The following is a 13,146-nucleotide window of genomic DNA, read 5'->3' as shown; positions in this document are numbered from 1 at the left end:
CCCTGTTTTTACGCAAGTCCTGGAAACGGGTGCGCTCGCCTCCCAGCCAAGTTTATCACGCTTTTTTGGTCGATTTGATACAGCGTCCATCAATCATTTACAACAGGCAAATCAGGAGTTACTTGATAAAGTGCAGAGCCATAGAAAATCTGAAGCGATTATTTTTGATATAGATTCAACGCATTCGGATGCCTACGGAAATCAAGAATCCATTGCGTACAACGCCCATTATGGAACAGTTTGTTTTTCATCCACTCGTCGCTTTTGACGGTGTTACAGGTGATTTTCTGAAAGCCCAGCTACGACCAGGAAATGTCTATACTTCGAATGGGGTTGTGGAATTCCTTAAACCGATGATTGAACATTACAATGAAAAGTTCCCAGAAATTACGCCCTTTGTTCGGGCAGATAGTGGGTTTGCGATTCCCGGGCTATATGATTTGTGCGAGAAGGAATCCGTTTGTTACGTCATCCGATTAAAATCCAATGCAGTTCTACAACGCCTAGCAGAGGAACTGCACCCTTCCACGGTACCTTCGGATAGCGGGAAAAGTGAATATTATTTTGAAGAAACGATCTATCAAGCGAAGGGGTGGTCAAAACCAAGAAAGGTAATCATTCAATCAGTTCTCCCGGATGGTGAGTTGTTTTTTCATCACACATTTTTCGTGACGAATCTAGGGGAAGCCTTCACACCTGAAGCCATTGTGCGTACCTACCAAAAGAGAGGGACGATGGAAAACTACATCAAAGAGGCGAAAAATGGTTTTGGATTGGATCGAATGAATAGCCACTCCTTCCAAGTAAATGAAGCCAAGTTAATGCTAAGTCTGCTTGCGTACAATTTAACGAACTGGATGCGTACACTTGTTTTTCCCGAAGGGAAAAAGGCGATGCAAATCGAAACGATTCGTGCAAGAATCGTGAAAGTGGCAAGTAAAGTAGTCAAATCAGGTCGGTCACTTTACTTCAAACTATCATCTAGTTTCGTTTACCAGGAATTCTTCTGGAAGGTGATCACCCGAATTCAGCGGCTTAAACTAGTGTAACCAATATAACTATCCATTTTTTTAAAACACTATACACCCAAGGGAGAAGTCTGCCTAAAATCGTAGATTTCCCAGTGATTTATTGATGGATATCATTTTTACGGAAAGCAAACCGTGTGTTCATCATAAAATGAATAGAAAATTTGACTGTTTTGACTAAATTGATGATTTAGCGCGGATGCGTGAATAATTCAGGCAGGTATATCTTGAAGCGGAAGAGCTAGACGAAATGATTAAAAGTTTCAATGATAGCAAAATAGATTGCGGTATCTAATTAGTATTCAATGAACAAATTCACGCTACCGGCTAAGCACGATAATCAGAAATTAGGAGAGTATTGGGTGCGTTTGAAATGTTCTTGGTATATAAAAACGGAGCTTTTGAAGATGATAATAAAAGGAAACTGCGTTGAGAGACTTTATTAAACAAGTCAAATAGCCCAACTTTCAAGGCAGCGGGCTATTTGACACTTGTAACTATTCACTTTAAAGTCAAATCAAATTTTTTATTATCCAGCTGAAATTAAAAGCCTACTACAGATCCAAAGGTATCAGAATTCCAAGCACCATACACCAAAACAGTTTGTGCATTTGAAAGTGCTTGTTGTGTTTGTTTACTAAAATTCACTCTATCTTTCGTAGCGTATGCACCAGAAGTATATGCACCCAGTATACCAACGGTATTAGCAATCTGAGACAATGCCCCTACCCAACCATCTGACCCGCCCATAGTACTAGCTGCAGTTCCTAAAAAGTAAAGTCCTAAACTAGAAACATAACTTTGCCATGCAGCGACTTCGGCAAATTTAAAATGTTCCATAGAAACCATCCCAGCTTCATAAATATCGATTTGATCAGTGAAATATAAAAAGGAACCGTCATTACCATTGAGTACGTTTCCAGTTCGCTTGAAATACCTATGTGGCGATGAGTAAGTTAAAGCTTGAGCAACAAAGTTCCGAGTAGTCCAATCATCAGTGTAATAGTTATCATACGCCCCCTTATTTTTTACAACGTGAGTAGTGACCTCGGGAACGTCCAGCGTAGTATTATAATTTTGATCTTTATACTTAGATTTTACCATTGCATTTTTATAACTCTCAATCATCATTTTTTCAATATTTGAAATGCCCTCGTAAGTAAAACCAATAGTTTCCACTATTTCCACAGCAAATGTACTTTCGTCACGAGTAAATGAAGTTTATAGTCTTCTAAATCAATCTCTTTTTCTACGCTCATTTCATAATATTTTTCACCAGTTACTGCGGAAACAGTTGGTTCGAACTTTGCAATTGGACTTGTAAAATCGATTGTTTTTTTGAGGCCGGTTGCTTGTCCATTATTCAAGTTGTTACTATACTCTTCAACTATTACTTGAGAGTTAATATAATTTCCATCAACGCTATATAAATCTTTTAGTAAATAATCAACATTAGTAACCATCCCGCTGTTCTTATCTATTTCTGATGTAGATATTGAGTTCACCTTCGCAATTCCCAAAAGCCTGTAGTAACCATTTTCATCTTGTTCATCTTCATATTCATAATACTCATAGCTAGAAACTTCCTTATTCGAAATGGTTAATTCTCCATCTCCCGAAATCTTTTCTAAACCGCTTGCAATACTCGTAGATGTAATAGTGCTGCTAAAAAAGTACGAAGCAAATTGTGTAGATTAGTTTTTTCATACGATATACCCCTTTTCTTTTTTTTTTGGTACAGTATAATTATAATAGTTCCGTATATTTAATTCATTCTAAATGTCTATATCATTCGAACTTTATAGCATCGTATTTCCTAGAATTAAGAAAGCGAAGTGGTAAAGATGTTATTAGCCGGTTACTTAATAAAAAAGGAGCGCATTAAAAGAAACATGAAACAAATTTGGTTGGCCAAAAACATTTGCACGGTGTCTTATTTAAGCAAGATTGAAAACGGACAAACCACAGCTAGCCAAGAAATTCTTAGTCTTCTTGCAAAACGTTTAGATATCGTGACTGACAGTTTCAATTCTCATACTGAAGACTCATTCATAACCTCATTAACAACTTTCTACAAGGAATACCTAACAAATAAAAATAATGATGGCCTTCAAGAAATTATTAATACGAGGAATAATAAATATGTTTTTAAATGCAGGAGAAATTATCATACTTATAGTCTTCTGTTAACACGGTTTTTATTAATCAGTAACGAAGATATGAGTATGATAAAAAGCGAAATAGAATTTTCCGAGTTGCTATTACATGAATATAGTACAAAAGAAAAATATCTACATTATCTAAATACTTGTCTTTATAAATACTTTGACAATGATTTTCTCAGTGCTTTTGATTACATTATTAAAATTGAAAATATATTTAACGAATTAGGACTAGAACCGTGGGAGAGAGCAGATTTTAATTATATTGCAAGTCTTTGTTATAGCAAAATTCATTTTTTTAACAAAGCGGTGGATTTTGCTGGTCAAGCATTGGAATACTTCACAAACAACTTGTTTTTAGAAAGAGCATTGGATTGTCATATAATAATGGGGAATTCTTATAAAAATTTGGCCGACTACCATAACGCTGACAGACATTTGAAGTTTGCATTGGAAATAACTAACTTGCTTAATAAACGTGATTATTTAGGTATGCTTTATCATAATTTGGCTCTACTACATTCACGTAAAGGATTTTCGCACATCGCGATAGAGTATTTTAAAAAGTGTTTGGAGTATAAAGAAGAAAGAGAACTTAAAAGCTTTCTTTTAACCATTTATGCTTTAATCAAGGTACTTTATAGAAATAGGCAATATGAGGAAGCAAAAGAATATTGCCAACAAGGGTTACTCCTTATAAATCAGTGTGAAATGAAGGAATTATACGAGGAATATACTAATCATTTTACTATATATACTTATTACATTGACGGAAATGAAAATATCAAACAGGCATTAAATACTGCTGTTGACTATTTTGGAGAAGTTAATGATAATTGGAACAAAGGTAAATACACACTAGCTTTGGCTGAACACTATCAAAGTATTGGTCATTATAAAAAGTCAGCATTATATTACAGTGAATTTGTTAAAGCTCAACTCGAAAAACAATCAATTACTTCATGGGAGGATTTATAATGAAAAAAACAGTGATACCTTATCTTCTATCTCTATTATTAATGGCATCGTTTGTCTTTCAGAGTTCTTCGCCAAACGATGATGAAAATCCAAGACCTACAGAATTTCCATATACCCTCAATAAGTAATATTATTTTTGGCTTCACGATATAAAACATGCTGTTGCAAAAGCATCTAAAATAAAGCAGGTAGAGAAAATGATTATCATTTTTCTCCAACTGCTTTATTTTTCATTCAGTAGAAATAATGATTTCTCCAGTATCTGTACTGACCCAGTAAAAGACTCCAAAATGATTCTCTTCTGTCGACATATTCACTTCATATACCTTAACATCTCTGTCGTATTTTACTGAGTAAACGGCAGTGATCTTCGTAGAATTTTCTTTCCACAAGGCAGGTGATTTATATCCTTCAGATTCGGCACGACGAAGGGCAATATTGTTGGCTTCTTCTATTGTAATATTCACAGGATCATTCCAAGGATTTATTATTTCAACACTTTCTACTGGAGGAGTTGCATTTGAATCATAACATCCATAAAGTAACAAAGAAAACAAAAATAAAATTGCTATCTTTTTAATTTTAACCACTCCTGACTACACGAATTTTTCATACTTTCCTTTACATTCATATTTTACATTTTTTATATCATTATAATCCTTATTATTAATCATATTCGGAGCCACAACGATGCACATTGGCGTATTGTATGTGGTTGTATCGATTTGGCCGAGATTTATCACCGATTGTTATTATGACTATCAAACTTCGCGCCACAGTAAGCACCCAAAAACATTTCTAAAGGATTTTCTGGGTATCTTCATGTCGATGGCTATGCAGGGTACCATGATTATTAATGCGTTCCTTTTTTATTAAGTAGGGACTACTGAACAACCTAAATCAAGCGAAGGTCAAAGTGTAGCTTATAGAAAATAAGCGTTCAAACTTTTTAACTTGACGATGGAAAAATGACAAAAAAGTATCCCGGAGGATCTTTTCGAGGTTCATGATGACCAGTTGGAGGGCAATCGTCGTCTCACTTGTGACTTGAAGGCGTGCCTTAATAAGACCCAGCCCATACACTCGCTTGCCTTCACCGAACTTTCCTTCGATGGCATTACGCTCGCCGTGGTCCTGTTTTTCCACCTTCTTTTGTTCTGAGAGCACATGCTGATCCTTGGCCGGTCTTCCGAGTTTCGGACCGCTCAGCCGGATGCCAAGTTTTTTACAGAACTTCCGGTTTTCCCGGGTTCTGTAGATGGTATCTGCCAGAACCGCTTCCGGATAGTAGCCGAATCGTTCCTTGTACGCCAGGATGGATTGCTGTAGAAGGGTCCCTTCGTTATAAGCATCCCATTGCAGTGTCTCAATACTTACACATGGTAGTCAACCTTGTCCCTGAAATTAGAGAAATGGCAAAAGGATATGAAGATATCCTTAACGGTGTAGCATATGTTGAAGAAAATTAATGAACATAAGATGTTTTTCAGTTTTGTAAGTGATTTTCTTTTCCTTCATCTCAAAGATCATGAGCATAAGTCTAATAATACGGTTGTTGCTTATAGACAGGGGTTGAACAGTTTTCGGGAATTCACAAAAGAAGTATATGGGAAAGGGGTTGATAAACTTACATTTGAATTAGTGACCCCAGATATGGTACGGGAGTACCTTAAATGGCTAATAGAGAAAAAAGGATCTACCATTACAACAAGAAACCATCGGCTTACCGCAATTAAACAATATCTTCAATATTGTTCTGACAGGGACATATCGCTTGCTCCACAGTATATCAAAATATCAAAAATCAAACATGTTACCGTACGTTCAAATAAAAGGAACTGGATGACACGTGATGCTATCAGGGTGATCCTTGAACAACCACCAAAGACAAAAATAGGAATTCGCGATCGATTTTTTATGATATTTCTATATGGAACAGGGGCAAGGGTTTCGGAAGCACTTAATGTAAGGCTTAAGGATTTAGAAATTGCTACAAAGGATCCTTTTGTAAGACTTTTGGGTAAAGGTAATAAGCCGAGGTGCGTGCCTTTACTTGATATCACGGTAGAAAATTTAGATTATTACCTTTCGGTCTATCATCCTAATGGTTCTCCTGGGGATTATCTCTTTTACACTGTCATTAAAGGCACAAAGGACAGTATGTCCGTTGCAAACGCGGAACGCTTTATAAAAAAATATGGTGAAGCTGCCCGTAGGGCATGTAGTCAGGTCCCTGAAAATGTGTACCCGCATCTTTTCAGACATAGTTATGGTGCTCATTTGTATAGAATGGGGTTTTCGTTGCCGGTGATTGCAAAACTGCTTGGTCATGAATCGTTGGAAACTACAGAAATATATGCACACACGGATGCGGAGATGATAAATGAAGCCTTTAGGAAAGTGGAAGAGTCTTTACAAAGTCAAAACTCATTAAAATTGAAGGAAAAGAAATGGAAACTCGCAGATGAAGAAACCCTCGCCAAGCTATACGGATTGAAGTAATTCAAAAAAGTTATTCTGAGCTTTTAAGGACAAATCAAAGTAATTATGCAGTTTTCCTACAATGCGCAGAATAATTTAATGGTTGGTATAATGCCCGGTTATTATCGATTTCGAGGCGTCCATCTTTCAAAAATGAGACGAGCTTTGGCCATTGGTTTAAGCTATAGGTGATGGCTTCCCCTAATTTGCTTTTTGGTGGAACCTGTGGGCGTTTTGATTTTAGCCATGCCAAATAAGCGTCTAACACTGGTTGACTTCGTTCAAGACGTTTTTCTAGCCGCTGTTCAGGCGTACAGTTTTCGAACTCATCTTCAATCTGTTTTTCAATTTTAAATAATTGCGTACAGAATCGAAGACCTCGAGCTGCGAGTGAAGTTAATTTGTCAACATTGGCTGGCAAAGATTTGAGCACTTCGTCATATTTACGACGTGAATGTGCCCAACAACCTACCAACTCTACATCCTTCAATTCGTGATACCCCGCATAGCCATCGACATGAAGATAGCCCGCAAATCCATTTAGAAATGCCTTGGGATGTTTGCGATGGCGTGAAGTTTGATAGTCATATAAGACAATCGGTGATATATTGCGCCCCGTTCGGTACATCCACATATAGGATTTGGAGTGTGCGGCTTTTCCGGGTTCCGCTAAAACTTGAACCGTCGTTTCGTCCGCATGCAAGATGTCGAGTTGAAGTAATAGCTCATGCAATCGATTGTAAAGAGGTGAAAGCCAATTCGTTGCACCATATATGACCCAGTTGGCGATTGTCTGACGTGATAGGAAAACCCCGAGTCGTTCAAATTGTTTTTCAAGCCGATACAATGGCATGCCTTTTACGTATTTTTGATTCATGATATAGGCCATGGATGAAGGTGAAGCGAGACTTTTTGGAAAGACTGCCGCAGGCATTTTAGCTGTGGTAATCGGTGTTTCCGTCCCTTCTCGTTCACATTGACGGCAACTGTAGATATGTTGTACATGCTCAACGACTGTCACCTGGGCAGGAATGATTTTTAATTCGCGTCTCGTTTCCGTACTCTTTTCATGAACGGCTTCACCGCAACACAAACAGACCCGCTCCTCATCAGATAAACGATAGTGGATCGTTTCTGTAGGCAGGTTTTCAAGTTTCGCGTCTCGTTGTCCAGCATACTTTTTTCGTTGATAAGTAATCGATTCAAGTGTGGGTTCTTCGACATTTTTATCGGCTGATAGTTCAGCTTCATTAAAAATAGGAAGTTCGAGTTGATCCGGATTTGATTTTTCGCTGGAAGCCCCAAATTTTTTTTGTTGGCTTAGTCGGAACTGTTCTTCCAACCATTTAATTTTCGCCTCTAGGACTTCTTTTTGTTTTTCTAAATCCGCATTTTTTGTCGCAAGTTCTTCAATTGTTTCTTGCAGTTGCGCCGTATTTTTTTCATATGAGTATAGTACCGTAAAGAGAGAAGAGATGGGATGTCGATTCTCTCTAAATGATAAATTTTACATCAATTTTTGAATGGGCCTCTTTTTGTTCCATTGGTAGCCCATCGAGTAACCAATTTAATTGCCGTTGGCTAATTTTTAATGAACTTGCCTTTTGCAATTCAGGCCAATGAAATAACCCTTCATCTAAACGACGATAGTACAGCCAAAACCCATTGTGATCCCAATGCAGGATTTTTAATTTATGATTATCGCAAAACATCGGGAATGTTAGAAGGTGTGGGTTATTTGACGCTTACTTTATTAAGTAACCGGCTAATAGCACTTATACCACTTCGTTTTCTTAATTTCTATGAAATTTAATGCAAAAAGCTCAAATGATATGGACCCTTGAGGAACTATTTTCCCAACCTAATTAGAGTGAATTTAATGTACTGAATAATTATAATTAAATTGTACTAAAAAAACAAATAGGGGGTATTTTGTATGAAAAAAATACTAACGCTGTTAACCGCAACAATGATGTTACTATCTATATTCATTGTGTCTAACAAAACAGCTATGGCTTCTTCTTTAGATGAAGCTAGAATTCAAGTCGACGGTGCAAGTGATGAAATATCTATTCAAAATAGTAAATTATGGGAAATTTATTTGAATGCCGTTTATGAAATTGGTGGACATATAGCTAATGAAAATTACTTTGTACCCGCAGTAGTATCATCTTCCGACATACCCGGTGTTGTGGGGACGACTACGGGTTCAAGAAACTATACCAAGGATGAATCATTTGCACGGACAGGTATGAATGTCCAAAGTGACCGTGATTCTATGACTGCATTTGGTATGACAGACGTTGTAAATTCTTGGACCAAAAAAATTGGTATTGCTGTAATTAGAAACAGCAACATGGATATAGTACCTGGTAGTGGTAAAAACGTCGGCCATGGTGAAGGTGTTACAGTTAGAAATATGTGGCCCGGTGGATACACAGTTTTGTTTAATATCCATGATCCAATTAAGTGGAACGTAGGAGTAATGTACTTTATTAATAGACCCCCATGTGAACAATGTCTGCCATTAGACGGACCGCAGCCTTATGAGCTTGAAGAACAAAAAAATAATATGATGTTGCAAAAAAATTATTTTGATTTTGAAAATAATAGAGTTTTTAATATTCCACAACAGGAAGCTTTTAAAGAGAATAATACAAATTCAAATTTAAAAACAAAAAAAACTATTTTCTCGATTAATGATTTGATGAATGACCACTTTGATGAAGTTCTGCAGGATTATGTCCACAGTTTAAAAAGCTTCAATATCGGGGATTCAATTATTGTAAGTGATACTATTACAGATATTTACTATGATAGTGAAAAACAAACTACAAGCTTAGGATTTGACTACTCAGATAAAAGAGACTCTAATAAAATCTCAAAGATTTATTGGGAGTTTGCTGGAGACCTTATGAGTCAATTTTCAATTGGAGATAGTGTTTCATTTAAAACAGAAGTAATTCCTATAAACAGAGATTTGAACCTTGAAACTCTTGATATCTTAGGCTATCAAGCAGAAGTTGCTCCAAATATCGATTCCTATCTGTTAAGTCATCTTCAAAAAAAATTGAAGAGCATGGAATGAATAGATAGATAACCGGGATATTTCCATTATTAAAAATTCACAATACAGAAAATCTCACTATGCTTTTCTGTATTGTTTTTAATATTCTTTAATATAGTTTACAATTTACTTTGAGGATTTTAAAAAACATATTATTCACTGGTAAGAGTGTGCTCAAATTAATCTTATTCTAGTAACGGGTGCTTTACTTGGTGCGAAATGTTCCTGGCTCAAATGAAATGTGGCCACACAATTTCGGTAAAGGTCAGGCAGTTTTAGACTTCTAAAACTGAAGGGTTATATCGAGGAGTCGAATGATGAGGTAACGCTCTGAAAGGCTTCCCCTGCGTCGAATAGCACGTTACTTAGTAAGGAATAGCGTGTTATAAGCTCGGCTAATAGGCGTGAGAATTTACCGTAACAGTTCGGCTGACGAAATCCTACCCGATGGGGTGGTGTAAATCATGGTGCTTGGGTTAAACAAATATGGTGAGAATGCAATGTAAATACAATAAGATACTGTATTGCTGACGAACTTCTGAATGTACGGGTCTACAAGCACATTATATAGAAATGTATTTACTACTAAATGTAGGGTTAGCTGTGGATGAGTAAGAATCAAGTATATAAAAATCCATCTTGTGTTACAGGCACATGTAATGCTAACAGGCTCATAGGAAGCACCTAAGTTTGGTTCCATAATAGATATAACTCAACATTGTAAGCTGATGACGTGGAGAGCTTACTCTTGGCGAAGCGGTGAAAAGGAAAATAGTCGTGAGACTAGCGATTATATAACTTCTCTTCATATCAGTGAAAGTGGTGGCACAGTACCGTTGAAGCGTGTAATGAACGTGGAGGGATAGCCACTAGACTAATAAAAGATTCATTCAACCATGCAAGACAGTTCTTCAACGATTAATAAGGTTCTTGTAAGACTAATAGAGGTTCACCTTCCACGGAAGGCACCGACTTATTGAAACGAAAGAATTGGGACACTGAGGATATACAATTCCAGAAGTGTTGATGATTGAATCGGGTTGGATTAGTTGGAACGCCGTATGCGGTGAAAGTCGCACGTACGGTGTGAAGTGGGGGAAAAGCTGACGATAACGTCAAAGGCTTACCTATCACTATAAGATTAGAGCTGCTTAGACGGCTCTTTTTCTCTATTAAATAAAGAGGTAGGTTAGCGCAAGAAGGATCAAATGGAAAAGGGGTGGATTCGGTTATGGAAGAAAATTGGGTGGGTAAGGGTAAGGGTAAGGGAAAGGTTAATGAAAAAAAATTAATGATGAGAGAAGCAGGCTTTGTAGCATTAGTAATAGTACTTTTTCTTCAATACTTTAAACTAGCTGCTTACTTGTCAAATCAATACTTTTTTGATAGTCCTCTTATGGGCCTTCTTGTCTTGTTCTTAGGTGTTCCTTTATGTTACTTTGCTGCTAAATATTTAGTTTGGGTAATTAAAAAAGTAATATGAATAAAGTAGGTAGAGTTATTCCTTGAATGAAAGGAGTGTACTCAATAATAATCGTCACGAACTTTAAAAAATTAGGAATTGCAATTGATTGACCGATTTACCAATTTACAAATTAGTAGTCTGGTGAAACAAACTTTAATTGCTGTTTAGTATAGATAATAAAAGGTACTGTTGTAAAGGAGCACATTATCTCAGATGCCTATTTCCACATACCTCCGGCATGACAGCTGATCTAATGTGCTCAAGCGTTCACAGTCCGTCAGAATATGAAAAAGTATTTCCATATATCCTCGGCTGCCTTGAGAAAAGTGAAACCCCTTAAAAAGGGGCTCCGGCTTTCATATGATGTTGCTTGTTAATTCTAATCTTATACACTTCATGAGTATGAAGTGTAAAAACCACTTCAAAGTTCAGTGTGACAAACCACTCCCAGTCCTTCTCCAAATAAGCTTTAAAATATCTATCTTGTACTCGCAACTCAAATGTATCGCCTTGGACGATATGAAAGGCCTCCTGTCCAATCCATGCCCTCCACTCCTGCTCATTTTGGTCGAAGACCAATATACCCCGGTTCATTAAAGTCCACCTGTCTCGATAGCGAGCCGTACAATCTCTTCATTGATTTGATCCATCTTCAATTGAAAACCGTATAATAGGCTATTAATTGTCAGATTATTAACTACCCTAGGCCAACCTTGTGACCGAGATGCAATGGCCTCGATGGCTGCGTTTGTAAAAATAGGCGTCTTTGCCCCGGCCACTTCCTCCTGCGATAAAGGTTGGAATTCATAATTTACAATCAACCGTTGCGAAAGTGGGCGATGATGATTCAACTTCAAACGCGTTTTCAGATGCGGTAAACCCGAGAGGATTAGGACGAACGGATTCGTTGAATCCATTTTAAAATTAAAAAGAAGCGCAATGTCTTGCAGGAAAGCATCCTTCGCCATATGCATTTCATCCAAGATGAAAACAGGAGTCAGCTTCCGTTCCTCAGCCATCCGCTCAATCCCTTGCTGGATTTGACGGAACAGGTCCACCTTACGGAATTTAGGTTCTTCGCCTAAGCCATAGGCAAGCCCCCTGTAAAAGTCCATTACCCCTCCTGTGGAGAGTGGAAAGTAGACGACATGATAAAGGGAAGTATTCAACGTTTCCTTGAATGAGCGCAACGCGAAGGTTTTACCTGCTCCTGGTTCACCGACAAGCAGCCCGATGCCCCTTGTTTTCTGTAAATAGGACAATGCTTGCTGCACTCCCTCGTAATCCGTTGATGGGAAGGCCTCTGACGGACGAAGGTCTTTGGAGAAGGGTGCGCGTGCCAAGGAATAATACGCTTTATACATGATCAATTCCCTCCTCTTCCCGATGATCTGCTTTTATGAAAGGGGAACGCACCCTTTTCGCATATGCATTGTCCTTCATCGAAACGGGCTTGGCTTCCGAAACCTTCTGGTTCTCCTCAAAGATATAGACGCCCTTTTCATCCAGACGGACATCAATGGAGGTGCCGATGAAGCGCGGAGGGACTTCATATAATTGCTTGTTCAAAGTGATAGTTCCGTCAGCCTTCACTTTCCGCTGTTCCCGTTTCAGGAAGATGGTGTCCAGGATGGAAGGATTCTCGAGGAACGTCAACTGATTCAACTGTTCCCGATACACCTCAAGCGGGGTTCTCCCCTCCAAAGAGGCGTGAACCCTCTGATGGTAATCCTCCTCCAGCCAGTGCCAAAAGCGTTCATTCAACTCTTCCAGGGAGCCGGCAGGCTCTGTTTGTAATAATGGATAGAATCGTGTTTGCACCGTCTTGAAAAATCGCTCAATCTTCCCCTTGCTCTGAGGATCGTACGGGGCGGTATGAGCCAGTGTGATGCCTAGTTGGGCACAGGCATATTGAAGCGTTTCTGATCGATAGATTTTTCCATTATCCGCGTAAATGATGGTCGG

The 13,146-nt window shown here is 38.0% G+C and carries 11 protein-coding genes and 4 pseudogenes; 6 read left to right on the top strand and 9 right to left on the bottom strand.

The features are described from left to right. Positions 1 to 1,049, top strand: a pseudogene (locus tag SLU01_RS17335) (IS1380 family transposase); the annotation flags it as partial. Between the two features lie 522 nt (positions 1,050 to 1,571). On the opposite strand, the gene SLU01_RS17330 reads toward SLU01_RS17335, so the two are convergent. Continuing rightward, a complete protein-coding gene (locus SLU01_RS17330) occupies positions 1,572 to 2,216 on the bottom strand; it encodes a hypothetical protein (protein ID WP_147060691.1) in 645 nt (214 codons plus the stop codon). Beyond that, the gene (locus SLU01_RS17325; RefSeq protein ID WP_170232744.1) at positions 2,207 to 2,533 is read right to left on the bottom strand and encodes a hypothetical protein; all 327 of its coding nucleotides are present in this window, start codon (positions 2,531 to 2,533) and stop codon (positions 2,207 to 2,209) included. Before SLU01_RS17325 ends, SLU01_RS17330 begins: the two co-directional genes overlap by 10 nt. Before the next feature lie 339 nt (positions 2,534 to 2,872). On the opposite strand from SLU01_RS17325, the gene SLU01_RS17320 reads away from it, so the two are divergent. After that, a complete protein-coding gene (locus SLU01_RS17320) occupies positions 2,873 to 4,168 on the top strand; it encodes a helix-turn-helix domain-containing protein (protein WP_147060688.1) in 1,296 nt (431 codons plus the stop codon). 230 nt (positions 4,169 to 4,398) lie between these two features. On the opposite strand, the gene SLU01_RS17315 is transcribed toward SLU01_RS17320, so the two are convergent. Then, on the bottom strand, positions 4,399 to 4,758 hold the full coding sequence (locus tag SLU01_RS17315; protein ID WP_147060686.1) for a hypothetical protein: 360 nt from the start codon (positions 4,756 to 4,758) through the stop codon (positions 4,399 to 4,401). 119 nt (positions 4,759 to 4,877) lie between these two features. Between SLU01_RS17315 and SLU01_RS18490 the strand changes: the two are divergent. After that, a pseudogene (locus SLU01_RS18490) lies at positions 4,878 to 5,019 on the top strand (IS66 family transposase); the annotation flags it as partial. 49 nt (positions 5,020 to 5,068) lie between these two features. On the opposite strand, the pseudogene SLU01_RS17305 reads toward SLU01_RS18490, so the two are convergent. Continuing rightward, positions 5,069 to 5,539 (bottom strand): annotated as a pseudogene (locus tag SLU01_RS17305) (transposase); the annotation flags it as partial. Between the two features lie 84 nt (positions 5,540 to 5,623). On the opposite strand from SLU01_RS17305, the gene SLU01_RS17300 reads away from it, so the two are divergent. Further along, positions 5,624 to 6,670, top strand: coding sequence for a tyrosine-type recombinase/integrase (locus SLU01_RS17300; protein ID WP_170232743.1), 1,047 nt, complete (start codon positions 5,624 to 5,626; stop codon positions 6,668 to 6,670). A gap of 91 nt (positions 6,671 to 6,761) precedes the next feature. On the opposite strand, the pseudogene tnpC reads toward SLU01_RS17300, so the two are convergent. Together tnpC and tnpB are read right to left on the bottom strand one after the other, a co-directional pair. Continuing rightward, positions 6,762 to 8,075 (bottom strand): annotated as a pseudogene (tnpC, locus tag SLU01_RS17295) (IS66 family transposase); the annotation flags it as partial. 67 nt (positions 8,076 to 8,142) lie between these two features. Next, on the bottom strand, positions 8,143 to 8,361 hold the full coding sequence (gene tnpB, locus SLU01_RS18485; protein ID WP_147060680.1) for an IS66 family insertion sequence element accessory protein TnpB: 219 nt from the start codon (positions 8,359 to 8,361) through the stop codon (positions 8,143 to 8,145). Between the two features lie 224 nt (positions 8,362 to 8,585). Between tnpB and SLU01_RS17285 the strand changes: the two genes are divergently transcribed. Both SLU01_RS17285 and SLU01_RS17275 read left to right on the top strand, forming a co-directional pair. Further along, entirely contained in the window at positions 8,586 to 9,737 is a 1,152-nt protein-coding gene (locus tag SLU01_RS17285; RefSeq protein ID WP_147060678.1) for a YdbL family probable chaperone protein, read from the top strand. Positions 9,738 to 10,947: 1,210 nt separating this feature from the next. Then, entirely contained in the window at positions 10,948 to 11,199 is a 252-nt protein-coding gene (locus tag SLU01_RS17275; protein WP_147060676.1) for a DUF1418 family protein, read from the top strand. A 318-nt stretch (positions 11,200 to 11,517) separates the two neighbouring features. On the opposite strand, the gene SLU01_RS17270 is transcribed toward SLU01_RS17275, so the two are convergent. The 3 genes from SLU01_RS17270 to SLU01_RS17260 all read right to left on the bottom strand — a co-directional run. Beyond that, complete coding sequence (locus SLU01_RS17270; protein ID WP_147060674.1) at positions 11,518 to 11,775, bottom strand: DUF5348 domain-containing protein; 258 nt, start codon at positions 11,773 to 11,775, stop codon at positions 11,518 to 11,520. Beyond that, entirely contained in the window at positions 11,775 to 12,545 is a 771-nt protein-coding gene (locus SLU01_RS17265; RefSeq protein ID WP_147060672.1) for an ExeA family protein, read from the bottom strand. The genes SLU01_RS17270 and SLU01_RS17265 overlap by 1 nt, the downstream gene beginning before the upstream one ends. Beyond that, positions 12,538 to 13,146: TnsB C-terminal domain-containing protein (locus SLU01_RS17260; RefSeq protein WP_147060670.1), on the bottom strand; the 609-nt coding region annotated here is incomplete at its 5' end. The genes SLU01_RS17260 and SLU01_RS17265, both read right to left, overlap by 8 nt.

It is taken from the genome of Sporosarcina luteola, from assembly GCF_007991495.1.
GTDB lineage: Bacteria > Bacillota > Bacilli > Bacillales_A > Planococcaceae > Sporosarcina > Sporosarcina luteola.
The sequence above is the reverse complement of the archived record's forward strand: the minus strand, read 5'-3'. Positions and strand labels throughout refer to the sequence as shown.

Bases quoted from the DNA above. Each gene is read 5' to 3' on its own strand.
- SLU01_RS17320 (WP_147060688.1), top strand. From the start codon at position 2,873: ATGTTATTAGCCGGTTACTTAATAAAAAAGGAGCGCATTAAAAGAAAC.
- tnpB (WP_147060680.1), bottom strand. From the start codon at position 8,361: ATGTTTTGCGATAATCATAAATTAAAAATCCTGCATTGGGATCACAAT.
- SLU01_RS17285 (WP_147060678.1), top strand. From the start codon at position 8,586: ATGAAAAAAATACTAACGCTGTTAACCGCAACAATGATGTTACTATCT.
- SLU01_RS17275 (WP_147060676.1), top strand. From the start codon at position 10,948: ATGGAAGAAAATTGGGTGGGTAAGGGTAAGGGTAAGGGAAAGGTTAAT.
- SLU01_RS17270 (WP_147060674.1), bottom strand. From the start codon at position 11,775: ATGAACCGGGGTATATTGGTCTTCGACCAAAATGAGCAGGAGTGGAGG.
- SLU01_RS17265 (WP_147060672.1), bottom strand. From the start codon at position 12,545: ATGTATAAAGCGTATTATTCCTTGGCACGCGCACCCTTCTCCAAAGAC.